This is a genomic window from Sporofaciens sp. JLR.KK001 (genome assembly GCF_036941055.1).
GTDB lineage: Bacteria > Bacillota > Clostridia > Lachnospirales > Lachnospiraceae > Sporofaciens.
Window position 1 is genome coordinate 597,701 of record NZ_JAYMNO010000002.1, and the last position, 24,228, is coordinate 621,928.

Consider the following 24,228-nt stretch of genomic DNA (forward strand, 5'->3'; position numbering starts at 1 on the left):
AAATACCGCCCCTGTGCCTGAAAGTTTTTTATCCAACAATACTTTTCCAGACACAAAAGCGGCATGTACCTTTATTCTGCTTTTTATTTTCGTTTTCCACTGCCTTTGCCGGATTTCCCGCTTCCCTTTTTCTTCGGAAATTCCAGGCTGAAATTCGCACGTCCATCCTCTGCCGTCATCAACAGGTCTGCCGCAAAGGTTCTCCCTGTTTTCTGTGAATAGAGATCCTTCACATGGGTACGCCCCTTCTCCAGCAGCTCTGCCGCCATCTTCTTATCCACCAGTTTTTTCATACCGGATAGATAGCGGTTCTCCTTCCACAAGGAGAAAGCACATTCCCGGTTACTGCAGTAAAAGTTCTTCTTTCCCTCATACACAGGATTCCCGCATACCGGGCAGATTCCAACACTTTCCCTCTGATGGAAACGGCCCTGTTCTTCCCCGGATATGGCGCTGCAGCCTGCAATCATCGTATCAATCAAATCTGTAATCTCCCGCAAAAACTCCCGGCTGTCCATCTGCCCTTTCTCAATCAGGAGCAGTTTATTTTCCCATTCCGCAGTCATAGATGCAGACTTTAGGTAATCCGGCAGCGCCGCAATCAGTTCCTTCCCGTCTGCAGTCGGGAGGATCTGCTTCCCGTTCCGCTTTGCATAGCCGGAGGAAACCAGCTTTTCCAGAATGGATGCCCTGGTTGCAGGCGTGCCAAGTCCCTTTTTCTCTGTATCTTCATCAAAATCCTGATTCCCGGCCCGTTCCATCGCTAAAAGCAGTGTGTCCTCGCTGTACGGCTTCGGAGCTGATGTGAAATGCCTGCTCTTCTCTGCACGGACTTCTGCAATCTCCATCCCTTCCCGCAATCCTCCCGGAATGGAGAATGTGTCATCTGTTTTGCCTTTATCCGCTGGCTTTCCTTTTTGCACAGCATTACGGAAGGCTTCTTCAATGCCTTTAAACCCTGGCTGGACTGTTGCCTTCCCTTTTGCGGAGAACTCATGCCCCTCACACAATGCTGTGACTGTTGTTTCCTCATAAATGCATTCTTCGGATACTGCCTGTGCCAGACGCTGCCCGATCAGACGGAAGATATTCCGCTGCCGTTCTGATAATTCTTCAAAATCCTGCCCTAGCGCCTCTTTTGTCGGTAACAGTGCATGGTGGTCGGAAACTTTATCATTATTGATAATGCGCCCTATATTCTCCCCGATAGATTCTCCCTGTAAGAAAGGCAGTAACTCAGGTAACAGCTCTAACAATTCTAAAGCTGTCTGCTCCATATCTGCTGTAATGTACTGGCTGTCCGTCCGGGGATAGGTGACTAACTTTGCTTCATACAGTTCCTGCAGCTCCCTTAATGTTTCCTGCGCCGTATATCCAAAGAAACGGTTTGCCTCCCTCTGCAGCGTGGTAAGATCATAGAGTTTCGGCGGCTGGCTCTTCTTCTGGATTTTCTCCACTTTGCGGATAACTGCGGATTTCCCATTGCATTTTTCAGCCAGGGCAATGCTTTCCGCTTCATCCTTAATAGATTCTGATATGACACGAATCCCATCCCCCTCAACCGCCACCTTGTAATAGACTTCCTTCACAAACCCGTCAATGGCATCCTGCCGCTCCACCAGCATTGCCAGCGTGGGTGTCTGGACACGCCCCACCGTCAATCGCTTATAATATTTTGTGGTAAATGCCCTGGTTGCGTTCATTCCGATCAGCCAGTCCGCTTTTGCCCTGCATATGGAGGCTTCGCAAAGGTTCTTGTATTCCTCCCCATCTTTCAGATTGGCAAACCCTTCCCGGATTGCGCTGTCCTCCATAGAACTGATCCACAGCCGCCTGACCGGGATTTTGCTGCCCGACAGGTCATAGACACGCTTGAAGATCAGTTCCCCTTCCCGGCCTGCGTCACAGGCATTCACCACATAATCCAGATTACTCCGGTTCAGCAGCTTTTTTAAGACTGCAAACTGCTTTTTCTTATCTTTTGCAACGGCCAACTCCCACTGCCCCGGCACGATGGGCAGGTCTGCAAACTCCCATTTCCCATATCTGGAATCATAATAATCAGGGGAAGCATACTCGGCCAGATGCCCCAGGCACCAGCTTACAATACAGTCTTCCCCTGACAGATAGCCGTCCTCCCGTTCCGTAACGGAAAGAATCCTGGCCAGGCTCTGTGATACGCTCGGTTTTTCGGCAATGACCAAAAACATTATTCATCATCCTCCTCTTCTTCCTCAGAATCGTCCTGCTCCTCATTGATATATGCACCGCCGTAAAATTCCAAATCCTCATTGTCTTCTTCATCCTCGTCCTGCCTTGGTTTCACCACTTTAAAATAATAATATCCGCCGATGCCGCCAGCCAAAAGTACAATCACCGCAAGCAGGGCGCCCGTATTCGTGCCGCCTTCCTTTTCTTTCGGCTCTGTCTCCATTTCTGGTTCTTCCGGTACAGACGGCTTTTCTGTTTCCGGGATGATTACGGAAGGCTGCTCCTGCTTTGGGTCTTCCTTTGTTTCCCCAATAAATTCTGCCAGGTCATTTTCATCAATCATGGACAGCATATAGACATTCTCCGTATTGTTGGAGCGGTCTAACACCATGAAAAAGGTATTGCCGTTCTTAGTCTGCACAGTTAAAAACTGCTTGCTTTCATCGTCTGCCATATCGTCCACCAACTGCCCGTTCCCAGGCACAGAAAACGGCGTCCCCTGCACCCTGCCCTGTGATTCTTCCTCTTCTGGTTCTTCTGTGTCTGACGGTTCCTCTGCAATCGGCGCATCCTCCGGATCTCCGTTTTCCACGCTGCTATTTCCTGTCGCTGTCCCAACATTTGCGGTGTCGGCTTCCGTCTGCCCTGCACTGTCCGTATAGGCAAATGCAGGCATGGCCGCAGAGAACATCATCCCCACGACCATCGTAATTACCATCAGATATTTTTTAATCTTATCTTTCATTATATAAATCCTCCCTCCGTTGCCGCATCCTCCGGCAGTCCCTGTCCTGCAGATAACTCCCCTGCTATGTTTTCTGTTGTTTCTGCCGCATTCTCCGTTGTTTCCGTCATGCTTTCTGCTGATCCGGCCAGTTTCTCCGATTCCATGCTTTCTTCGCTGCCAGAATCCATATCTGTTCCCGGCTTCTCGGAAAATACCACCGTCCCCTGCTGTATGCCCTCCAGGACAGACAGCAGTTCCCAGCTTCCAAGCCGCATGGAATGGACGCTCTTTAATATCTCCGCATCCTCCAGCATTTCCCTCTGGACGTTCAGCTCTCCCAAATGCTCCTGCCATGCGGCAATCTTCTTTTCCGTTTTCTGGATTTCGTCCAGGACACGCCGCAGCTTTTTGTTCATATCGCCACCCCATTTTCTTTATCAAATATAATTGTCATTGTTCATGCGTTTTTATCAAACTTTATTGTCTCTCCAAAACTGTATTTTTAAGGCAGCCTTCCAAATCCGAGTAGATGTTGCTGCCAGTATGCAGAACTTATGTTTGTATATTGAATTGGGTCGCCGCAGTGGATCATCATGTTGTTGCCAACATAAATCCCCACATGGCTTGCTCCAGATGTCGGGTAGGTGTTCTGGAAAAATATCAGATCACCCGGCTTTGCCTGTGAAGATGGTACATGGGCACAGCACCCTCGCAATCCTTCTGCCGTCTGCCTCCCTACGTTCCATCCATTCCCGCAGTTATTGATGACCCAACTGACAAACCCGGAACAGTCAAACCCGGTACTTGGCGAAGCTCCGCCCCAAACATAAGGACGGCCTAAATATTTTTCCGCCTCATGGATCATCCTTGCAAACTTTTCATCCGACAATGCCTCGGACGGGATTTCATACCCATATCCATCCGCACCGCCGCCACCGGGCAGGCTCCCCACGTCAAATAAGTAATCCCGGTTGCCGTAAGTCCCGTTGTAAAGGTTATACCGCTTTTCCTCATTTTCATCCATACGGCTCCGCAGGACGGCATCCAGATTGTGGTTCATAAGCGTCACTTCCAGGCGGTTGATTACTTCCGTCGTGGTCACTTCCACTTCCTGATTGCCGTTATCGTCCGCAATAAACGCTTCCCAGGTCTGATGCCCATGTGCGGACGCAGCGGAATGGCTGTCATAATAAACATCAAACTGCACCCCATACCGGGCAAACGCCCCTGTGTCCTCCACCACATACTCCACGCCGTTCATCACGACCTTCGTACCCATCGGCACAAAGGGACTGGCGGCATCCACCGCTATCGTATGGTTTGCCGTTGGATATACGCCGCTGGCCGTCGGCCCTCCTGACCATACACCGCAGCAGATGGAACAGTTACAATACCCACTCGTCACCACCTGTCCCAGGGATTCCCCGACACGCACGGTTTTTGTCTCCGTCACCGTATCGTTGACTTCGTCCACATACAGGCTGTACTGTTCCCGGAAAATATCTTCCACCTCGTCTTTTACCTGTTCATAAGTAAACTCCCCGTATTTCGCAGTGAAATAGGAGATCAGATGGTAGGGATTGTGGGAAATTTCGTCTACCTGATACCAGTATTCGTCATATCCCGGATGTGTGGATTCCATGTTGTTAATCTGTCTGTTTAAGCCAGCTTCCAATGCCGCATACGCATTTTCCGTCTCATAAATATCTTCATCCGTGCTTGGATAGGTAGAGCCAATAATACTGGAAGATGTTCCCTCAATCATAGCGCTGCAGCTTGACAAGCCTGCAGAAAGCATCAAAAAAAGCAGCCCTAAGACTGCCGCTGCCCCAAATATCCCTTTATTATTTTTTAAGACGGACGCCGCCTTACTTTTTATTTTGTCAAATACGGATTGTGTGGCTTTTGCCGCCTCCGCTGTTGTTTTCTCACCCCTCTTTGCCGCCTGGTAGGATTTTTTAATCCGCTGTTTCTGCCAGAATTTTTTTCGGATTGTTTTCTCTGCCTGCCCCGTTTCTGCCAACTGCTTCCCCGCCGATTCTGCCGTTTCCTGTGAAGCTTCAAACTGCAGGCGGATTTTCACCCCTTCCCCTTCCGGGGATTCCCTCCAACGGGAGAGCTTCCGCTGCACCATCCGGCGGGAGGTACGCATGGCATTCCGCAAAGAATGTTCCGCCATGACCTCTGCCCGGTGTGCCCCCTCTGCCGCAGAATTATCCTGCTCCGCTTCATGCACCTTCCCGTGTGCATAGGCTGACATGGAATGTGACGCCGCAGACGCAGCTTTTCTACCGATCCCCATACCTGCACCATGCACCATAACACTTTCATCGTCACCGAAGGAAATCCTGGATTCCTGCTTTTTCTGCTCATTATGCAGCCGCTCCCGCTTCTGCTTTTTCTTAATATTTTCACGGACAGACTCTAAGGTTTTCCCTGCATCTTCCGGCGTCTCCCTGTAATGGGCATCATTTTTCCGAGAATCCTTACTGCCTGCTTCGCCGCCTGCCTGCTGTCCATCCCCTTTACGGAACTGCGCCTGCACCTGCTTTTTCTTCCGGCTGTGGCTTGTCTCTGCCACAGCTTCCACATAGTTCCTTCCGCTGGACGGATGCCCCCGGATACTCTCCATGCGTGAGGAATGTCCCGATAATCCCCTGGCTGATTCTGTCTCCGGGATTTCCGGTTCTGTATCTCCGTTGCCGTCCGGCTCCTGTGCGAAATATGTATGGTTTTCCGGCTGCACGGGCAATCCGGATAACGGATCGCCTGCCTGCTCAGACAAAGGATTCTTTGTATGTGCTTCATACAGCCGCCGCTTTTTTGCGGACTGCCTTTGCTGCCTGCTTGCCTTTGAGGGATTTTCCGCACTGGAAGAAATGCTGTCCTTCTGCCCCCGTCCAATAGAATACGCTTTTTCCCTTTGGAAATTGACAGAATCTGCCGCCTGCCCCGGCAGTGTCAGATTATCCAATTCCCTCTGGCTTATCCGGACAGAATCTTTCTTCTGCAGATTTTCCTCAACCAAACCGTCACGGCTCATTTTATTGACTGTCTTATCTCTTGCTTTAAACTCTTGTTCCCGCATATCGCTGTTCCTTTCACCATCCAAGTTTGCGACACGGTGTCGCAAAGTATCAGGATCTACCAATCTGTTTCTTACTGGCTGATTTTTTTCGCCATTACCACAACCCTTCCGTTCCTCTGGGAATACTCACAGGTGGATAACGTCAACAGCTTATCCCCGAAAACTGCTGAAATTCCTGTATCGTACAACGCACGTTCCTTAACTTCTTTGATATATTCCCGATAATCTGCCGCATCCTCCGCCTTTGTAAATGTATAATAGGGAAAATCATTTCCTGTATATACCGGCGTACAGAATACGGCGAAAACCTGATACGTTTCACTGCCATGCAATGTGTCATAGGAAATCAATGGATGTTCCAGATAAAATGCGCTGTCCTTGTACTGTTCCAGTGCCGCAAACATCTTCCCGCTGTTCATATGGTGTCCGTAGATAATCAAGTTATCACTTGTAGCTGGATTGCACAGCTCGGAAAGAAACAGACAGCCGTTTGCAGAATACTCCCCATTAAAATCCCGATGGAGATAATAGTTTTCTTCCGATGGACGGTACATAACCGGATAATCAATCACTGTACCCTCTATCTGAATCCATCCGATACAATCTGGATTTTCCCTGTGCAGCGCAAGCAGGCCCGGATGAACCGGAGAAGAATCTCCCCCGGTATCCCTACCTCCATCATTTGTTTCTTCCTCTGATAACCCTTCCGTCTCCCCATTGCCAGACTTTTCATAAATTTCTTTCAACTGCTCTTGCAATGCATCATCCTTCCTCTCCTGCATAAGCATATCTGCGAGAAAATACCCACTGATGCTTAGAAGGAGCAGGGAGCAGAGCAATATTTTTCTTGCAATCCATTGTTTCATGCTTCGCCTTTCTGATCTCTGGCAGGCCGTTTTTCCCGGCTTTCCTCCAAATCCGACAATTTTGTTGTCATCAAAGCATAGAGGCGTAACGACTTATCGAATTTATCTTTAAAAGGGATTATGGTACTCCCGTAAAAAATCAGTCCTTCACCTTCTCCACTGTTCGTCACATAAGATAACTGATGTGGGGAAATATTGAGCTGCTTCGCCAGTATCTGCCTGTCCCCCGCCGCCTGGTTCAACATATAAATAAAGTCCGAGTTTTCAAAAATGTTCTCAATTTCCCGGCTTGACAGCAAATCTTTAATATTCTGCGTTATTCCCGTCGGAATGCCGCCCCATTTCCTAAAACGCTTCCAGATCTCCACTGAATAAGCCGCCGTCTGTTCTTCTTTTAAAAGCAGATGGAATTCGTCAACATAGTATCTGGTGGATTTTCGTGCAGCACGGTTGACCGTCACCCGGTTCCACACCTGATCCTGGACAATGAGCATCCCCAGCTTCTTCAACTGTTTCCCCAAGTCCTTAATGTCAAAGCAGATGATACGGTTCTCCAATTCCACGTTTGTCCTATGGTTGAATACTTTCAGGGAACCGTTCACATAGATTTCAAGCGCTGTTGCAATCCGCTGTGCCTGCATTTCCTTCTGCTCCCGGAGGCATTGGTACAGATCCCCAAGTACCGGCATATTCTCTGGAATCGGATTCCCAAAATATTTCTGGTACACGATTGGCAGACAGCGGTCAATCACCGATTTTTCCTCCGCTTCAATACCGTTCCTTGCCCCCATGATCAGCTCACACAAGGATAAGATAAAATCACTCTTTACGCCTAGTGGGTTATCATCATCCGAATAGTCCATATTGATGTCCATCGGATTAATATAGTCCCGGCTTGTGGCTGAAATATGGATCACCTGCCCGCCTAACGCATGGACAAGTGGATAATACTCGCCCTCTGGATCTCCAATAATGATGTCGTCCTGGGTGGCAAAGAAAGCATTGGTAATTTCTCGTTTCGCTGAAAAAGATTTTCCAGATCCGGGCGTACCAAGTATCAATCCATTCGGGTTTTTCAGTTTCTTCCGGTCTACCATGATCATGTTGTTGCTCAGCGCATTTAAGCCGTAATACAACGATTCCCCCGCCATAAATAATTCCTGCGTGGTGAACGGGACAAAAATTGCCGTGGATGTGGTAGTAAGCGCACGTTTGATAGGGATTAGATTCAATCCCAATGGGACGCTGCTCATCAACCCCTGCTCCTGCATATAATCTAATCGGCGTAATGAGCAATTGTATTTCTGTGCAATACCCGCCGTCTGGAATACGGCGTTGTCCAGATCCTGTTTTGTCTTTGCCGTGTTTAAGAACAGCACCGTTACAAGGAACATCCGCTCATTCCTGGACTGCAGATCTTCCAACAGCCGCTTCGCTTCCCCTCCGTAGGTATTGAGGTCAGAGGGGATGATGTCCATATCGTACCCTGATCGTACTGCCTTCTTCTGCTCCTCGATTTTCATCCGGTTAATGTCCGTTACCTTGCTTTTCACCAGCTTGATTGCCTTCATCTGGTCTAAGGACTGGATATGCAGATTCACCATCAGGTTCCTGTCCATATCCAGGAACTCCGCAAGCATCTTGTCCGTCAGCTCCGGGGCCAGTATCTGTAAGTAGGATGCCGCCCCAAGGGTATCACCCATCTGGAAGTCCTTCCCATTCTTAAACACAAAACTGGTGGGCGCAATGAAATCCTTCGTCCCCATCCCGGTACGCAGCACACTATCATAAGAAAACTTAAACGGTGTCTTTTCATCCGGGTTAAAGGTTTCATACAGCACCTGCAGGCGTTCCTCTCCATTTAAGGGATAAGCAGATACGCCAAGCACCTTAAAGTTGTTCAGAATATCCGCTTCAATCCGTTCCAGCTTCGGCTTTGCCTCCCGGATGTTGTCCGCTTCAATCCCAAACGTGATATACTTCGTGCGGACAAGCCCGTTGTTGCCCTTCGCAAGCTGGTTTTTCAGCATCTGCGCATACTCCATCCGTACATCGTCAAAATCGTCGTTCTGCGGCTTGATCTGGATAATGGATTCAAACTCTTTCATGTTGCTGTGATGGTTCACGAACGACAACTGAAAATGTATGGTACTGTCAAAATAATTAAGGAAATCGCACCAGTTTTCAAAAATGGCATTTTTATCCTCATTCTGTGCCAACTGGTAATTAATATCATAGAACCGAATGGTCTTGGAATAATATTTATCCTGCACCCGGCAGATCCCGTCCTTCGCCATCTCCCGGTAGGGAATGGACTGCTGTGCGGAAATCTGTTTCTCCCTTGCTTTTTTCTCTTTTGCTCTATCCCGGCCTTTGTGTACTGCGGCATTTCTTGTACCATATTTTTGTACTGCCGATTCCTGATGTGCTTTTTTCTTTGAAACCCTTTTCTTTTTCTCCGCTTTCTGCCTTGCTGCCTCCCTCTTTGCCGCTTTTTCTGCTTCACGGGCAGCTTTCAATTCTGCTCTCCAGTCTGCTTCCTCCTGGATCTTCCTTAACTTCTCTGCCTCCTTTGCAGCCTTCTCCATCGCCTTTTTCTCACGGCGGGTGAGCTTCCTGTTTATTCCCATGCTGCCGCCTGTCCTGGAATAAGCGGGATTGTCCTCAAAATCTATATAATCATCCTCCGGCTCATCCAGCCAGTCATCCAGGTGGATCGCACCCTCCTTGCCCGTCACCCGTCCCGGCTGTCTATTTTCTCTTTTTCTTCCCATGCTTTCCTCCCCCTTTCTTCTGTTTCGGCACGGCCTTTCTTTCCTCCATCTCATAGATATTTTTTATCTCATACCGGCGGACTGCCGGCTTTTTCAATTTCACATTGATGATGTTGAAGAGAACTTTCTCCAGCGGCATCCCGTCTTTCTCATACATGGCGAACAAAAAAGCCGGGAGCATCAGAAGCACCATTCCCGTTGCCGCATTACTTGTCCCAATATAATTTTTCGTGAGGAAATAAAAAGGCAGCCCTACAGCCGCCGCAGCCACAAGGCAGACAAGCTGCCTCTTTGTAAGGTTTAAGACCACCTTATTCTTAATCTTCGTCAAATCTTTCGGCACACTGACAAATGCCATCTAAACAGCCTCCTTCCTGCCTGCGGCATAATCCGCAAAATCCTTTACTGTATAAAATATCCGCTTGTTGTTCACCCAGCGCTGAAGCTGACGGGTAATTTTCGGCGCACTTGGACGGTCATAAACCATCACATATGGCGAAAATCCCATATCACGCAAGGTTTCCACACGGTATAAATCCTGCTCATGGCTGCTCCCATAATTCGTAAGCACGTAGACCTGCCGCTTCCGTTTATCCTTCACTGCCGTCAGTTCCAAAAATCTCTGGAAATATCCTGTCAGATCCTCGTCCGGGTTATCCCATGCAAAATGCACCATCTTTGTGCGTACTTGATTCAGCAGGGAAACATTGTCCGGGTTTATCAGGCGGATGTCCAGCCCCTGGGAGAAATCCACCCAGGCACGGCTTTCTGCAAGCTGCTGTATCAGCTTTTCATGTTCCGGGCAGGCCAGGAGGTTCGCATCCATCAGTTTTATCTCTTTCTGCCCATCCCAAAATTCAGAAAGATCAGCGACCTGTACGCTCCTTCTCCCTTCCTTGCCGCTGACAATACAAAATCCGCAGTTCCGGGGACATCCACGGCTTAAAAAGCCATACGCCGTATCGGGAAACTGCGGATATAAACTATAATCCGGATAACTATGTTCAACGTCATCCGGCAAGTTTTCTTTCAATCCATAGCCTGTGCCGCCACTGATTACCTTCCCGGCGTTTTCAACCATAAATGCATCTTTGGAATATGTGTCTGTAAATACCCTGCTTTTATAAACCACATCATACCGGCCTTCGGGCTTCCACCATTCCACGGAATCCCCTTTTGCCTTATGGTACGCCGATAACTTCATCAGGCACAGGTTTGGCCAGTTATGGGAATCCACATCTATCAGTCCAATCTTCAAAAAATCCTCCTTCCTGCTGTCTAATGTGCATTGAACACTGCCTTGCTTAATCCGCTTGTTTTCATTAGGCTAAAACAGAGGATTACGGTATATGCCGCCACCCCGAACAGCGCCGAGTGCATGTTGTCTGAAATCTGGATGGTTGACACCAGCACCGCATAAATGCCGACGCACACCATCATAAAGAACCCCTGGAACCCAAGCGCCAGAAGCCCACGGAAATAGTTGTTCCCCACCTGCCCCCATTCCCGGTTGGAGAAGGTGGCAAAAGGAATTGGCGCAACCGAAGTGTAAAGGTAGATCTCTATCATACGCCCATACAGAAGCACCGTGATAAGCACGGACATAATCTTCATGCACAGGCTGACCAGCATGGTTTCCAGAGCCAGCACTACAAGCTCCCCGATCTCCATAGATTCCATCGCCGTTTCCATTGCCTCTATCATAGTATCTATGTTGATGGCAGTCTGTGCGTTGATGGCGCCGCCTGCGGCGCTCACCACATGCTGCCCCACGTCAAAGACCGCCATCGCTATGGTAAAGGTATTGCTGACCAGATACACAGCCACCCACATCTTGAAAAAATACTTGAAAAACATCCATGTATCTATTTCATGCATACTGTTTTTCTCCGTCAGCATGGAGATCAGCTCATAGCAGAGGACAAACGTGATAATCATGCCTGCAATCGGCACGATCACCGAATTTGAAAGATTCTGTATCAGGCTGAAAATACTCCCGTTCCATCCCTGCGGCGTCTGTCCAACCTGTGCGGCAATCTCCCCGGTTTTCTCATTGACATCCGAAAACATTTCCGTCAGGTTGGACGTTACCATCCCGGTCAAAAGCTCCCTCATCCACTCCTCGATTGCCTCAAAAATGCCATCGAACATGAATGAATCCCCTTTCCTTTATTAGCTGAACAGATTTCCAAGAAGAGGGATCAACTGTGTACCAATGAGGACAACCCCACCTCCGGCCATAAGTTGCTTGATTCCTTGCGATTTCGCGCCAGGGTTATCATTACCATAACCTTCCAGGAGGTTAATCACGCCCCACACTGCAAGCCCGGCTCCGATCGCCACGACCAATGTTTTTAAGATTCCGATTGCTGATGTAAAAAATGCCATATTATACCTGAAACCAAAATCAGAATTTCACGGATTTTACCGTTTTGCACAAACAAAAAAACCGCCAGTATCTCCTGACGGTTCGCCCTTTCCAATTTGGTTTATCCTTTCTTTTTTATTGTTGTATTATTTTCTTTGTGCAATGGGCTGTTTTCCCCAATCATAGGCTCTGCCCGGATTGGCTGCAGGATATATTCCTGACCTACTGCCTTAATAGTAAAAACCATTATCTCCCCTTTCTGACTTTGCGACACGATGTCGCAAACTTTCTCTTCTGGATATGCTTCATACCTGCGCCTTACAAAATCCACTTTACGACACCGTGTCGTAAACTTTTTTGTATGCTTCAAAATCTACCTTGCGACATCGTGTCGTAAAGTTTTCTTCTGCCAAGTTTCAAACGAATATTTCTGCATGGAACCCACTTTGCGACATCGTGTCGCAAAGTTCAAGCCTAACATACAGCAAAAAGAATAGCTTCCCTGTCTATGCCCCCTGCCGATCCCCGTCTGCTGGCTCCGTTGTTCCCTCTGCAGTTTCCTCACTTCCGTCTACTTCATATAGATCAAATTCCTCCTTCATCCTGATTTTTAACTGGTGTTTCATATACGCCTCCACATCAAAGGCATTCTTCTTGTCATAATCCGATAACTGCTTGTACCGCTTATGCCTGGTAATATCGAACTTGTCACTCAGGAACGGGCGAACCCCACGCAGCTGTAGGATGCACTTATTCCCGTCCATAACGGCAAGCTCATCTCTGCTCATCAATTCTTTTCCTGTTTTTTGATAATTTAATCCATAAGAACGGCTCTGCCCACGGGTATCTGACGTGTTGTAAAGATCTATCGTCTCCTTCCCTAAATTTTCAGAAATCTCCTTTAACGTGGAGCCTTCCTTGCCCCCAAGGAATAACATGGTGTCGCAATTACCTAAAATTGTCTCGGCTGCATCTTTATAGATGGTTTTCAACTGGCTCTGCGACTGTAAAATAATAGACGCTGATATTTCCCTGCTCCTTATCGTTGCGATCAGCTTGTCAAACTTTGGGATCTGCCCGATATTGCTGAACTCATCCAACAACAGCCTTACATGGTAAGGAAGCCTGCCACCATGCACATCGTCCGCCCTGTCACACAATAAATTGAATAGCTGGGTATACATGATTGCCACAAGGAAATTGAAGGTATCGTCCGTGTCGGAGATGATAATAAACATTGCCGTTCGCTGATCCCCGATCATATCCAGCTCCATTTCATCGTAAAAAGTCAGCTCCCGCAGTTCCGCAATGTCAAATGGCGCTAATCTGGCTCCGCACGAAATAAGTATGCTTTTTGAGGTTTTGCCCGCCGCAAGCTTGAATTTCTTATATTGCCGTACCGCAAAGTGTTCCGGCTTCTCCTGTTCCAGTTCCTCAAACAGTTCGTCCACAGCATTTTTAAATTCTTCATCGTCCTCCCTCGTCTCCGAAGCATTGATAAACTCCAGTAACGTAGAGAAGTTCTGTTCTTCCTCTGGCGCTTCATAATAGATATAGCCAATCAATGCACAGTACAAAAGCCGCTCTGCTTTCGTCCAGAAATCTTCGGAAGATTTTTCTCCTTCCCCCTTCGTATTTGCAATAATAGTGTTCACCAGCTTCAAAATATCTTTCTCCGAGCGGATATACCGGAACGGATTGTAATGCATACTTTTGTTGAAATTGATGGTATTTAAAACCTTGATCTTATACGGTTCATAAACAACTTTTCCATTCTTATCCCGTACCGCTTTCCCGTCTTTCATTTTCGGTGTGCCACGCCTCAGCATCTCCCCACATTCGACCAGGATTGTGCCTTTCGGATCAGTGACACAATAGCTGACATTCGGCGTCATCTGCATGAGCTGCGGCTTCACATAGAACCGTGTCTTGCCGCTTCCACTTCCTCCAATAATAATTACATTTTTATTCCTGGCATACTTTGGCTGTTTCGGCCTGCTGTTCATGGTAAGGCGTTCCGTCTGCGTCAGGAGAATATTATTCTCAAATACCGGGTCTATGTATGGGGCAATATCTTTCGGCGTTCCCCACCTTGCAGATCCATACTCCACTCCCTGCCGGTATTTCTTCGCATTTTTGCCTTTCAGATATACCATGAGTTTCACAGCCACAGCCCCGGCCACTCCGGCCAGCAGATCACCCCCATGAATACTCGGAATCGGATTTTCAAACGCCAGTTGGAAATTTAAGAACAGCGCCATCGACTTTTCTATCATGGAATCCCCTACACAATGGCGGTACAGCCACGCTAATTTATCCACTAGATAAAACACAATCACATAGGGGATATTCAGCATTGCCAGACGCTTCACATCTACGGGAAGCATTTTCTCCCGGATTATGCTTTTTAATTTTCCAGACAACGGCACGGATTTTTTCTCTGCTGCAGGTTTCTTTTTTGGTTTCCCACTCAATGCTCCGGCCTCCGTTCCTTCTGTTTCGTCTTTTCCCGCTCCCTGTGCTTTGCAACCCGCTCCTTCACCAGTTCCAGCTTCCTGCGGACGGATGGTTTCTTGCTTTTATTCAGCGACTTCCCGGTATATTCCTTAAATGCCGCCGTCATGACATCCACATCCTTTGCCTTGAAAAATACAAAATAACGGGGCGGGGAGATGGATGTGTCTTTTTTCAAGCTGAAATCAATGCTGTATTTCCGGGCACATTTCTCAAAGGATTTGATATTGCCGTCTGTCACTTCAATATTGGAAAGCTGGCATCCTTGATTCATCAGCTTCTCCATGCTCTGTTTCCCGTGGCTTTTAGCAGCTCCTTTCTCCGCTTTCTGCACTGCCTGTTTCTCCATTTTTTTCTGCTTCCCGTTCCGCTTCTCCTGTTCCATCTTTGCCAGCGCTTTCAGCATGGCGGCTTTCAGAATCCTTGCGGAGATCTTGCCGCCATTGACGCACAGCGATACGGTTTTCTCATTTACCTCGTCCTGCAAGTCGTTCCCCCTCCTTTCCTGCGGATTGTTTTTTCTCCCCCATCTCCTGTAAAATTTTTTTCAGACAGTAACCGATGCATGGGGAATGCCTGCCGTATGGACATCCTTGACAGCCGCCACCGCCATTTCCGCTAAATTCCTGCGGCAGAGGATTTTCGGAAACATCCACTGATGCCGGACTCTCCTTCGGGAGAAGGTAATAACATTCCTCCTGGCTGCAGCCTTTCCGCTTTCCTTTCCAGAAATAACAGTGTTTACAGTCACCCGGCCTGTCCGCCGCATATCTCCTGTTATCCCTCGCCCGGTTCCGGCTGTCTGTCCTTCCTGCCTGCATCCCATTCCCCTCTCTGCCTCATTTCCTCCATCCGCTGGTCCTCCTGCGCCCCTGCCCGGATGCACGAGTACAGCGTGACCGCCACAAATACGCCTGCGGCGGCAATGATTCCTTTCATTCTGCTTCACCCCTTTCCATATGGGGCACTGCCATACATCAATTTCTGAGTGGATACATTCCCATTTAAAACCTGTAATGGACAGTTCCCCATATACAAGCATAAAAAAACGCTTACAGATTCTTTCTGCAAACGCCCATATGTCTTATTAAATTATTATTGTGTTGCAATGAGCGTTTTCTTGGATTGCTCCAAACGCTGTCAGTCCTCCTTCCTTTTTCTGCAGAATATAATCACAGAGCTTGCTATCCCGCAGACTGCAATCCCGGCCAAGGCAAGCCATAACCAGAACGGCCTGTCATCCCCTGTTTTCGGAGTCTCAGCAGACGGCGTTTTCGGTTTCGGTGTTTCCTTCGGCTGATCCGGTTCGCCCGGCTCCGCTTCATCCTTCATCGAAACCTTCTGGATCTCCCCGGTATCCTTAACTTCAAACTTCACATCTTCTGCCACAAGATAGCCGTCCGGCGCACTTTCCTCATGCAGTGTGTATTCCCCGATTGGCAGCATTTCCATATAATGCGGCTTATTCCCGGAAGTCCAGCTTTCTACTTCTTTCCCGTCTTTATCCAGAATGGAAAGTTTTGCCCCTGGCAGTTCCTTCCCGGCTATGTCTGTCTTGGAAATCTCCACCTTTGTCACATCATCCTTCATATCCACCTTCTGCACTTCTCCTGTATTCTCCACAACAAACTCAATGCTCTCCGCAGTCACATAGCCGTCTGCAGGCTGTGTCTCTGTCATGGTATATTTCTTACCAACTACTAATTCTTTGATGATATGCGGCTCCTTGCCGGAAACCCACTCATCCACAAGATTGCCGTCTTCATCCGTTACCTTAAGCTTCGCACCCTCTACCTCTTTTCCATCTGTAAGGGATGTTTTGGTAAACTCAAATACCGTAGGAACATTTTCAAAGGCAAATTCATAGGAAATGCTTTCTTGCTCCGCATCTTCATAGGTGAAGTCAAATTCCTTTGTTTCACCTTCGCTGGTAAATCCCGGAGCAGGGGCCGTTTCTTTCACATAATAAGGGAACCCAATCGGGAGGGCAGCCGCAAATGACAGCTTCCCATCTTCGTCCGTGGCTTTTTCCTCAATCACCGTATCCGCCTCCATGATCACTTCGCCATCTTTATTGGTGATGTCCTCTTTCGCACAAAGGGCGAATACCGTCCCTTCCACTGCACGGTCAGAATCTTTCTCCGTCTTTATTACATTGACTTCTGCTTTCTGGCGGTTATTCTGCCAGTCCGTAGAGAACGTGACAACCGCTGTGTCCTGATCACGGTAAGTCAGGTCAATCTCCCGGATTTCCCCGTCAAGAACATAACCCTCTGCTGTTTCTTTCTCCTTCACATAATATTTCCCAAGAGGGAGATTGTCCAGTTTTGCAATCCCGCTATCGTCCGTGGTGATGACAGCTATCAGCTCATCCTTTTTATAATAATCCTCACTCTCCCCATCTGCCGCTTTTATATCCTCCAGGGCATACACTTCAAAGACAACATCTTTCAGTGAGCCGGTGACATACTCAAACAGATGCGTGATCCAGCCGCCAATGCTGTCCAGCAACGATACATTTTCTAAAAACTCCCCTTCTTTGTTGATCAGGAGCGTACCTGTCGGCACATCGTCCTTCATCTCCACTTTTTGGATTTCAGCCGTATCTTCCACGGTAAACGTGATTTCTTCTGCCTTTAAATACCCATAAGGCGCTAATTCCTCCCGGAGCGTATAAGTTTCTCCGACGGTCAGCCGCTTAATGATATGTTCCTCTCCTTTGACGGATTTCCATGTATCTACGATATCCCCGTCTTTATCAAGGACAGTCAATGCTGCCCCTTCCAGTTCCACGCCTGTTGCAAGGTCTGTCTTTTTAATGGAAACGGTTGTCGGTTCATTTTTAAATTCAGACACATATTCTGCAACTTCTACATCCTGCCCCTGGTATGCTGCAGATACTTCAATGGTTTCATCGGAAGATACATAGCCTGCAGGAGCCTGTTCCTCCCGGATGTAATATTCCCCGAAAGGCAGATCCAGGTCAAAGACTGCCCTGCCATCTTCCCCTGTCATGGCTTCACCAAGCAGCATATCCGCTTTAACAATCACTTCCCCATGTGCGAAAATATCAGCCTTCGCATACAGTCCAAAGACTGCCCCCGCTACCACAGATTCATTCTCTGCATCTTTCTTCACCACTGCAATCGCCACCTTCTGGCGGTCATTCTCAAATGTGGCTGTCTGTTCAATGATTGGCGTGTTCTGGTCTGTGTAAGCAAAGGTAATGGTCTGCGCCTCTCCATTCAGCACAAACCCTTCCGGGGCTTTTGTTTCTTCTACCCGGTATGTGCCAAGCGGAAGGTTTTCAATCGACGCTTTCCCGTCTTTATCTGTCACCAGCGTATCCACCAATACGCCAGAAGCATATTCAAGAATCCGGTTCCCGTTTTCATCCTTCTGGAAATCAGCGGTGTAAATATCCTCTGCCGCATAAACTTTGAACTCTGCACCCTCTAATGTTTCCACCTCATACCGGAAATCCTTATCATCGTACCGGTTCAGCACTTCACCTTTCTTCACGATATGCAGCTCCCCCTTTACCGGATGGTTTTCATAGACAACATCAATGATAACATCCCCTGACACATCGTCCATCTGGTACAACGTATCTGAATCCACGGACACTTCATAATAATTCTCATTCAGCGTATAGCCAGACGGGGCATTGACTTCCTCTATCCGATAATGACCGATTTTCAGGTTCTGCGGCAAAATCAGATAACCTTCGCTGTCCGTGAAATAGGATTTATGTGTTACCACGGTCGGGTAAGTCGTCACCTGCTCCACATATTTCTCGTTGTCCAGGTCATACACCTTGAACTCTGTATTTTCTGCAAGCACAGCTTTCTTCGTTTCATCGTCCTGCTTCACGATTTTCAGCTTCGCTTCAAATTCATCGTCCAGAAGCACCCGCCATACCTGCGGCGTCGTCGGCTTATGCTCTGTGACATGCACAAGGAAGTCCTTGACCGGCGTATAATTATGCGGCGTGCTCGTTTCTTTCACAATGTACGTCCCAAACGGGAGCGGGATGCTGCAGGCATAGCCCCTTTCATCAGTGAAGATTTCCGTTGCCCCGTTCTCCCCGATTGCCACCGGTTCAGCGGAATCAAAATCATACCAGCCATTTTCTTTCTTATCCAGGGAAGATACCAGCCATGCGGTAAACCCTGCGCCGGATAATAAATCCGCATCGGTTTTCCCATTATCTGCCGCCTTGATGATCTGGAACGGCTGCTTTTTCACCTGTTCCGGGGATGTGCAGTCACGCTCTACCGTAGCAACTAAATCTCCCTCATAGTTACAAACTAAGTCATACTCCGTTTCATCTGCCAGATAACCCGCAGGCGGCGTGACTTCCTTCACAAAATACTCCCCAAGGTATAAATCTGTGATCTCCGCCTTGCCCTCTTTATCCGTAGTCAGCGTTCCCACCTGTTCCCCGGCTTTATAAAGGACGCCTGTCTTTTTATCTGGGTGCAGGATGTCATTCCTTGCATACAGTCCGTAAACGGCGTGTTCCAGTGTTCCGTCCCCCTGCGGGATATTTTTGTTGGTTTCCTTATCCTTCTTCTGCAGCCGGATTGTGGCGTTGACACGCTCATTAGCAAAAGTATGGGAGAATGTCACTTTCGCTTCCTGGTCATTGGTGTAACTAAACCGGAAAGAATACACATCTTCCGTATTCCTAAGATACCCCTCTGGAGCCTGGATTTCTTTTGCCTCATACCCAAACCCAACCGGAAGGTCTGCCAAAAATGCTGCATTGCCATCACCATCCGTTGTTGCTTTGTCTATCAGTGCGCCTTTGGATACAACAACATTCCCGTCTGCATTGGTGATATTTTCTGAAGCATACAGTCCGAAAATTCCCCCTGCAAGTCCATTTCCCGTATCCTTATCGTTCTTTACCACACGCACATCCGCTTTCTGCCTGTCATTTAAAAATGTAGCATTGGCAAACGCCGCCTCCGCCATCTGCCCGGCATAGGCAATCGCCACATCCTTTGTTTCCCCTTTGTTATAGAAGTTCTTCGGAGCCTGCATTTCCTTTACCCGGTATGTGCCAAGATGCAGGTTTTTCAGCATCACAGAGCCATTGTCCCCGGTCACAAGGTTTTCCGCCACCAGCTCCCCGGCTTTATAGACTACCGAGCCATACGGCGTGGTAATATCCTTTGCCGCATAGACATTAAATACAGCGCCCTTCTGTCTACGGCTTTCATAACGGAATGCTGTGCCGTTCTCATTGGAATCCGCACCTGTCAGAACCTCGCCTTCCTTGTAAATCGTCAGATTTCCAAGCTGCTCCACATCCGGGACAGTCGTGGAAGCTGTCTGGTTCGCTTCCAAAGCCACACGGTAAGCAGTCGCATTATACCGGTATCCTGCCGGAGCCGTAATCTCTTTCAGATACACCGTATTCTGTGTCATGACAATTTCCGCTTCCGACGCACCATTACTGTCCGTTGCAGACATCCTGGTAATCAAGTCCGTACAGTCCTTATCCCGGTAAATGCCGAATACAGCGCCGGAAAGGTTTGCGTTGGCAATGGAATCCACCTTGATTACCTTCACTTTTGCACGTTCCAGCCAGTCCACGGATAGGCTCACGGAATTGCCGCCTTCTTCCTCATAATAACTCCCAATATCCTGCGTGGCGCTCCCTGTCGGAACGACAAGCGCCTTCCATATCACCCGGATGCTGCCTTTCATTGCTCCGGTATTCCAGTTCCCATTGACCGTCACCGGGGCAGTAAAATAAAAACTTGTCCCACCGGAAACACGGACATTTCCCCCTGTCTGCTTGCTCCCGTCTGTCTTATTATGGAATGTCACATCCTTTGGAAGCTTAATGGTAATGGAATTTCTGGAATCACCGTTCAGCTTCGTTGTCCCCGTCACCTGCTTCGAGCCATCATAGGTTGCTTTCAAAGCGGTCTTGCTCAAACTGATCTGTGGATCGGGCGGCGCAGGCAGGCTTTCCAGATAATTGATCCAACCAAGCACCCCGCACTCCCGCAAATCATCCATCGTGCATCCGGCAAACCCATCCATGCCGCAGTAAAAATAACTGGCCGCGATATGGGTGAACACATACTTTAAATCCTCTCCAAAGGACGGCATATAGCTTGCAGTCACATCCCCTGTGCCGCCATAGCCATAATAAAGCGCTTTCTGCAGGTTCGGATTCCCGTCTATGATCTGGGCGGCGTAGCTCCCGGTATCCGGGGAACCCTTTGCAGACTCCAGGCAATATGCGATCTTCCCATTTACCGTGAAATAACAGGTAGAGTAATTTCCCAGGTTGCCGGGATAATAAATCTTCCTTCCCTTTACCATTGTTGCGGAATCAGAAGCCCTTGCCGTCTGCCTTGCTTCTGCAAACAGAAGGATGCCTTCTTCCTCTGCAATCATTTCCGCATCCTGTCTTGTATCTTCTGCCTGTTCCATGCCCTCTATGACCGCTTCCATCTCGGATTCCGTCATGGATTCCTTTGGGATTTCTTCCCCATCTGCCGTCTGCCCTGGCAAATCTCCTTCCCCATCTGCTTCCGTTCCTTCTGAATCATCGGAATGGCTGTTTTCGCTTCCTTCTCCATCTGCCGTCCGCTTTTCAGAAGATGATACAGACATTTTTTCCTTTACAATAATGTTCCTGCTGATATGGTAAGATGGATTCTTACTGGCCGGCTCTACAAAATAAACCGCTTTGTAAGTCCCTGCCTTCCTGATATCAATCTTTTTCCCACCTTTGTCCGTTGCTTCATAGAATGTGATTTTTACTTTATCCGGCGAAAACTCTATGCCGGAAAAATCATGTTCCACGTCAAAGCCACTGTCAATCTCCACGATATGATCTTTTGCAGCCACAATTTCATCCGCATCCAGTTTTTCTTTCACCTTCTCAAAAGCCGGGTACTCCGCTTCATAAGCCACAGTCTCCGGCACTGCCGCATAAACTCCCACCGGCTGTAAGAAGGCTGACAAGACCGTGACCGCCGACAGCAGGCCGGATACAATCCTCTTTACATTTCCTTTCAATATATTTTGTCCCTCGCTTTCTTCATTGTGCAGTCCCATAACTGCCATCATCCTGTCTTTTCCGCTTATTTCCTATCTTCCCATATATCTGTCTCCCTTCGTTTTATTTGCACTGCCAGCCGATAACAGCACATCAATACAGGAAAGCCCTCTGGTCCCGGCATATTCAAACACACCGGAACAAAAAGGCTTCCCTGCATGGCATCTGCTGTTATCCAATCCGGTTTCCCGGACTGGCTTTATTTTATATTGAGCGTTTTCCTGTGTTCCTCCCAGACCCGTTCCCTGCCCCGGCTTCTCTTTCCTGGGGCGTTTTCTCCGGCAAGGTACGCTAAGATGCACACTCAATGCCGGGTATCAATCTGGGCAGGATATGAAATTTTCAAGGTACGCTGAAAGGAAAAATTTTTGAATTGTGATAGTGGAAATTTTTCAGAAATGTTACCCTTTCACTAATAGCAGGCTGGAGAGGGCAAAATACAAGCAGATTTGCAAATTTCTTTGATTTTTTAATATAAGATAAAATTGGAATGGAAAAAACATTTAGATATGATAGAATAACTATTAAGCAGTCAGAATTTTACCCGTTAATAGTTTATTGAAAAAGGAGTGATGAAAATGCATGACTTTAAAATTAGAACCGACCTGGCGCTCTTTTCCATGCTTAATGTTAAACAATTTAGTTTTGAGAGTTTGAATGGCGAAAAAAAAGAAAAGAACCAAGAACTGTTTCAACAGGCGGCAATGCACATACCCATAACTGAATTGGATAATGGAATTTATTATAGAGCAAGAATCATTGATCCAGCTGATGGAGAAAATACAGGGATTATTAAAGAAAACGGCATACCAATAAGCGGATATGATGATCTGCATTCTGGTGTAGCGCCTGCATCAGCAATAAAGATAACTGGAAGGGTAAATCATGCCGGCGAACAAGTCCTTTATTTGGCAGAAGATATAAAGACTTCCTGTAAAGAACAAAAAGCTGCTGAAAACGATTATATCTCTGTTGCTGAATGCACTATAAAAAACAGAATTAGCGTAATGGATTTTACAATCATGGCTTCCGATGGGCTTGACAGCCTGTTTTCAGATGAAACAGTACAGTTTTTCGCCAGCCATTATTCCGTTGATATTAGGGCGTTCTATATCTTCATAAAAGATTATTTAACATCTCCAGCTTATGCAGAACAAAATTATGCCGTACCATTGGATTTTTTAGACATTTTAAAAAATAGGAAGGATATTTCCGGCATAAAATATAATTCTTCTTATACCGATAAACATAATATTGCCTTATGGGATGAAAATAAAAATAACAGATGTACAAATAGCAAAGTTGTAAAAGGAAAACAACAGGCTCCCCCGTCTTCTGCGGGCCAGAATTAAAAACGGATTTAGCTCAATCGAAGAATAGATACACAATCCTGAAAATAATAAAAGGCTATGGTACATGACTTATCCCATAGCCTTTCATTCCCCATATTTTCTTCTATTATCTGTAATCCCCAATATATAATCGACACTGACATCATACCGTTCCGCCAGTTTCATCAATGCCCATAGCGGTATCTCACGTGAACCATTTTCGTATCTTCTGTACACTCCTTCATGGCACCCTAAAAATTCAGCCACATCTATCTGTCTTAAATCATGGTCTGTCCTTAAATCCCTGATCCTCTTGTAATGCATACTACACCTCACCGTTCGGTTTGATCTATATTTCAATCTTATCATCAGATAGGATATTCTAATCAAAACCGTACTATTCGGTTAGGTAAATAGAAGATGGCCAATATTTGAAAATGCTCAAAGTATTAGATATAAAACATCCTGCAGGAGAGCATGATGCAAAAAGAGTTATGGCATGAGAAATTAATGTGCCATAACCCTATTCACCATATTTTCTTCTATTATCTGTAATCCCAAGCATATAATCAACACTGACATCATACCGTTCTGCCAGCTTCAACAATGCCCATAGCGGTATCTCCCGCACCCCATTCTCATACCTTCTGTATACACCTTCATGGCAGCCCAAAAATTCAGCCACATCTATCTGCCGTAAATCATGGTCTGTCCTCAAATCCCTGATCCGCCTGTAATACATATCGCACCTCACCGTTTGGTTAGTTTTACTCTTTCAAATTTTATCACCAGATGTTATACTTTATTCAAAACCAAACCATTTGGTTAGGTAATTGGAGGTGACGGGAAATGAAAAAAACAGGACTCTTAATTTTATTATCATGCGGAATGATATGTGGGTGTTCCAAAGAATATATTGAAATGGACATTCTCTCTTCCAATAACACAACATCCGGTAACTGGTATGAGCTGGATATTGATGTCATTGCCGATAAAGATGACGTATCGGATAAAGAAGCATGTTCCAGGGAAATCATACAGCATATCCTTGACAATGATTTCCACAGTACACGCTTTTCGTTTGATATAAACGGATATCCTAACAATGTATCCGTAGATGTATTCACTTCTGAAAAAAATGCACAAAAAGGTAAGGAAGCTTATTCTTTTGAATACGTTACAGAATTTAATACAGAAAACCCTGATGTACAAAATAATATCAAAGACAATCCAGGAGAATTTGAAATACAATACGAATAAAA

The 24,228-nt window shown here is 47.1% G+C and carries 21 protein-coding genes; 2 read left to right on the forward strand and 19 right to left on the reverse strand.

What is annotated here, in order from left to right:
- Positions 1-83: 83 nt before the first annotated feature.
- The 17 genes from VSQ62_RS28095 to VSQ62_RS28175 all read right to left on the reverse strand — a co-directional run bounded on the left by VSQ62_RS28095 (position 84) and on the right by VSQ62_RS28175 (position 21,943).
- Positions 84-2,210: a DNA topoisomerase 3 gene (locus VSQ62_RS28095; protein ID WP_016219894.1), complete on the reverse strand. Its 2,127-nt coding sequence runs from the start codon at positions 2,208-2,210 to the stop codon at positions 84-86.
- Positions 2,210-2,956 carry a DUF4366 domain-containing protein gene (locus tag VSQ62_RS28100; RefSeq protein WP_016219893.1) on the reverse strand — a complete coding sequence of 249 codons (747 nt, stop codon included), beginning with the start codon at positions 2,954-2,956 and terminating at the stop codon, positions 2,210-2,212. The genes VSQ62_RS28095 and VSQ62_RS28100 overlap by 1 nt, the downstream gene beginning before the upstream one ends.
- Entirely contained in the window at positions 2,956-3,354 is a 399-nt protein-coding gene (locus tag VSQ62_RS28105; RefSeq protein WP_004083182.1) for a DUF4315 family protein, read from the reverse strand. The genes VSQ62_RS28100 and VSQ62_RS28105 overlap by 1 nt, the downstream gene beginning before the upstream one ends.
- An 86-nt stretch (positions 3,355-3,440) precedes the next feature.
- Positions 3,441-6,026 carry a C40 family peptidase gene (locus VSQ62_RS28110; RefSeq protein ID WP_016219892.1) on the reverse strand — a complete coding sequence of 862 codons (2,586 nt, stop codon included), beginning with the start codon at positions 6,024-6,026 and terminating at the stop codon, positions 3,441-3,443.
- A gap of 71 nt (positions 6,027-6,097) precedes the next feature.
- Positions 6,098-6,892, reverse strand: coding sequence for a class B sortase (locus VSQ62_RS28115; RefSeq protein WP_004083190.1), 795 nt, complete (start codon positions 6,890-6,892; stop codon positions 6,098-6,100).
- Positions 6,889-9,666 (reverse strand): VirB4-like conjugal transfer ATPase, CD1110 family, encoded by a 2,778-nt coding sequence (locus tag VSQ62_RS28120; RefSeq protein WP_016219891.1) that lies wholly within the window; start codon positions 9,664-9,666, stop codon positions 6,889-6,891. Before VSQ62_RS28120 ends, VSQ62_RS28115 begins: the two co-directional genes overlap by 4 nt.
- Positions 9,644-10,024 (reverse strand): PrgI family protein, encoded by a 381-nt coding sequence (locus tag VSQ62_RS28125; protein ID WP_016219890.1) that lies wholly within the window; start codon positions 10,022-10,024, stop codon positions 9,644-9,646. Before VSQ62_RS28125 ends, VSQ62_RS28120 begins: the two co-directional genes overlap by 23 nt.
- Complete coding sequence (locus tag VSQ62_RS28130) at positions 10,025-10,924, reverse strand: radical SAM protein (RefSeq protein WP_016219889.1); 900 nt, start codon at positions 10,922-10,924, stop codon at positions 10,025-10,027. It abuts the gene before it with no gap.
- A gap of 20 nt (positions 10,925-10,944) precedes the next feature.
- Positions 10,945-11,817 (reverse strand): VirB6/TrbL-like conjugal transfer protein, CD1112 family, encoded by an 873-nt coding sequence (locus VSQ62_RS28135; protein ID WP_004083199.1) that lies wholly within the window; start codon positions 11,815-11,817, stop codon positions 10,945-10,947.
- A 21-nt stretch (positions 11,818-11,838) separates the two neighbouring features.
- The gene (locus VSQ62_RS28140) at positions 11,839-12,054 is read right to left on the reverse strand and encodes a Maff2 family mobile element protein (protein ID WP_004083202.1); all 216 of its coding nucleotides are present in this window, start codon (positions 12,052-12,054) and stop codon (positions 11,839-11,841) included.
- Positions 12,055-12,155: 101 nt separating this feature from the next.
- Entirely contained in the window at positions 12,156-12,365 is a 210-nt protein-coding gene (locus VSQ62_RS28145) for a hypothetical protein (protein ID WP_334638182.1), read from the reverse strand.
- A 175-nt stretch (positions 12,366-12,540) separates the two neighbouring features.
- Complete coding sequence (locus tag VSQ62_RS28150; protein WP_242838168.1) at positions 12,541-14,421, reverse strand: VirD4-like conjugal transfer protein, CD1115 family; 1,881 nt, start codon at positions 14,419-14,421, stop codon at positions 12,541-12,543.
- 83 nt (positions 14,422-14,504) lie between these two features.
- Entirely contained in the window at positions 14,505-15,035 is a 531-nt protein-coding gene (locus tag VSQ62_RS28155) for a PcfB family protein (RefSeq protein ID WP_016219886.1), read from the reverse strand.
- Between the two features lie 60 nt (positions 15,036-15,095).
- Positions 15,096-15,374 (reverse strand): hypothetical protein, encoded by a 279-nt coding sequence (locus VSQ62_RS28160; RefSeq protein WP_159749796.1) that lies wholly within the window; start codon positions 15,372-15,374, stop codon positions 15,096-15,098.
- A complete protein-coding gene (locus VSQ62_RS28165; RefSeq protein ID WP_016219884.1) occupies positions 15,326-15,487 on the reverse strand; it encodes a hypothetical protein in 162 nt (53 codons plus the stop codon). Before VSQ62_RS28165 ends, VSQ62_RS28160 begins: the two co-directional genes overlap by 49 nt.
- Before the next feature lie 201 nt (positions 15,488-15,688).
- Positions 15,689-21,634 carry a SpaA isopeptide-forming pilin-related protein gene (locus VSQ62_RS28170; protein WP_334638221.1) on the reverse strand — a complete coding sequence of 1,982 codons (5,946 nt, stop codon included), beginning with the start codon at positions 21,632-21,634 and terminating at the stop codon, positions 15,689-15,691.
- Between the two features lie 33 nt (positions 21,635-21,667).
- On the reverse strand, positions 21,668-21,943 hold the full coding sequence (locus VSQ62_RS28175) for a hypothetical protein (protein WP_022746166.1): 276 nt from the start codon (positions 21,941-21,943) through the stop codon (positions 21,668-21,670).
- Between the two features lie 270 nt (positions 21,944-22,213).
- On the opposite strand from VSQ62_RS28175, the gene VSQ62_RS28180 reads away from it, so the two are divergent.
- Positions 22,214-22,987, forward strand: coding sequence for an RES domain-containing protein (locus VSQ62_RS28180; protein WP_016219882.1), 774 nt, complete (start codon positions 22,214-22,216; stop codon positions 22,985-22,987).
- A gap of 84 nt (positions 22,988-23,071) precedes the next feature.
- On the opposite strand, the gene VSQ62_RS28185 is transcribed toward VSQ62_RS28180, so the two are convergent.
- Positions 23,072-23,290: a helix-turn-helix domain-containing protein gene (locus VSQ62_RS28185; RefSeq protein ID WP_016219881.1), complete on the reverse strand. Its 219-nt coding sequence runs from the start codon at positions 23,288-23,290 to the stop codon at positions 23,072-23,074.
- A 199-nt stretch (positions 23,291-23,489) separates the two neighbouring features.
- Entirely contained in the window at positions 23,490-23,708 is a 219-nt protein-coding gene (locus tag VSQ62_RS28190; RefSeq protein ID WP_016219880.1) for a helix-turn-helix domain-containing protein, read from the reverse strand.
- A gap of 107 nt (positions 23,709-23,815) precedes the next feature.
- Here VSQ62_RS28190 and VSQ62_RS28195 point away from each other — a divergent pair, with 107 nt between their 5' ends.
- The gene (locus VSQ62_RS28195) at positions 23,816-24,226 is read left to right on the forward strand and encodes a hypothetical protein (RefSeq protein WP_016219879.1); all 411 of its coding nucleotides are present in this window, start codon (positions 23,816-23,818) and stop codon (positions 24,224-24,226) included.
- Positions 24,227-24,228: the final 2 nt, after the last annotated feature.

Bases quoted from the DNA above. Each gene is read 5' to 3' on its own strand.
- VSQ62_RS28095 (WP_016219894.1), bottom strand. From the start codon at position 2,210: ATGTTTTTGGTCATTGCCGAAAAACCGAGCGTATCACAGAGCCTGGCC.
- VSQ62_RS28100 (WP_016219893.1), bottom strand. From the start codon at position 2,956: ATGAAAGATAAGATTAAAAAATATCTGATGGTAATTACGATGGTCGTG.
- VSQ62_RS28105 (WP_004083182.1), bottom strand. From the start codon at position 3,354: ATGAACAAAAAGCTGCGGCGTGTCCTGGACGAAATCCAGAAAACGGAA.
- VSQ62_RS28110 (WP_016219892.1), bottom strand. From the start codon at position 6,026: ATGCGGGAACAAGAGTTTAAAGCAAGAGATAAGACAGTCAATAAAATG.
- VSQ62_RS28115 (WP_004083190.1), bottom strand. From the start codon at position 6,892: ATGAAACAATGGATTGCAAGAAAAATATTGCTCTGCTCCCTGCTCCTT.
- VSQ62_RS28120 (WP_016219891.1), bottom strand. From the start codon at position 9,666: ATGGGAAGAAAAAGAGAAAATAGACAGCCGGGACGGGTGACGGGCAAG.
- VSQ62_RS28125 (WP_016219890.1), bottom strand. From the start codon at position 10,024: ATGGCATTTGTCAGTGTGCCGAAAGATTTGACGAAGATTAAGAATAAG.
- VSQ62_RS28135 (WP_004083199.1), bottom strand. From the start codon at position 11,817: ATGTTCGATGGCATTTTTGAGGCAATCGAGGAGTGGATGAGGGAGCTT.
- VSQ62_RS28140 (WP_004083202.1), bottom strand. From the start codon at position 12,054: ATGGCATTTTTTACATCAGCAATCGGAATCTTAAAAACATTGGTCGTG.
- VSQ62_RS28150 (WP_242838168.1), bottom strand. From the start codon at position 14,421: ATGCTTCCCGTAGATGTGAAGCGTCTGGCAATGCTGAATATCCCCTAT.
- VSQ62_RS28160 (WP_159749796.1), bottom strand. From the start codon at position 15,374: ATGGGATGCAGGCAGGAAGGACAGACAGCCGGAACCGGGCGAGGGATA.
- VSQ62_RS28165 (WP_016219884.1), bottom strand. From the start codon at position 15,487: ATGAAAGGAATCATTGCCGCCGCAGGCGTATTTGTGGCGGTCACGCTG.
- VSQ62_RS28170 (WP_334638221.1), bottom strand. From the start codon at position 21,634: ATGGGACTGCACAATGAAGAAAGCGAGGGACAAAATATATTGAAAGGA.
- VSQ62_RS28180 (WP_016219882.1), top strand. From the start codon at position 22,214: ATGCATGACTTTAAAATTAGAACCGACCTGGCGCTCTTTTCCATGCTT.
- VSQ62_RS28185 (WP_016219881.1), bottom strand. From the start codon at position 23,290: ATGCATTACAAGAGGATCAGGGATTTAAGGACAGACCATGATTTAAGA.
- VSQ62_RS28190 (WP_016219880.1), bottom strand. From the start codon at position 23,708: ATGTATTACAGGCGGATCAGGGATTTGAGGACAGACCATGATTTACGG.
- VSQ62_RS28195 (WP_016219879.1), top strand. From the start codon at position 23,816: ATGAAAAAAACAGGACTCTTAATTTTATTATCATGCGGAATGATATGT.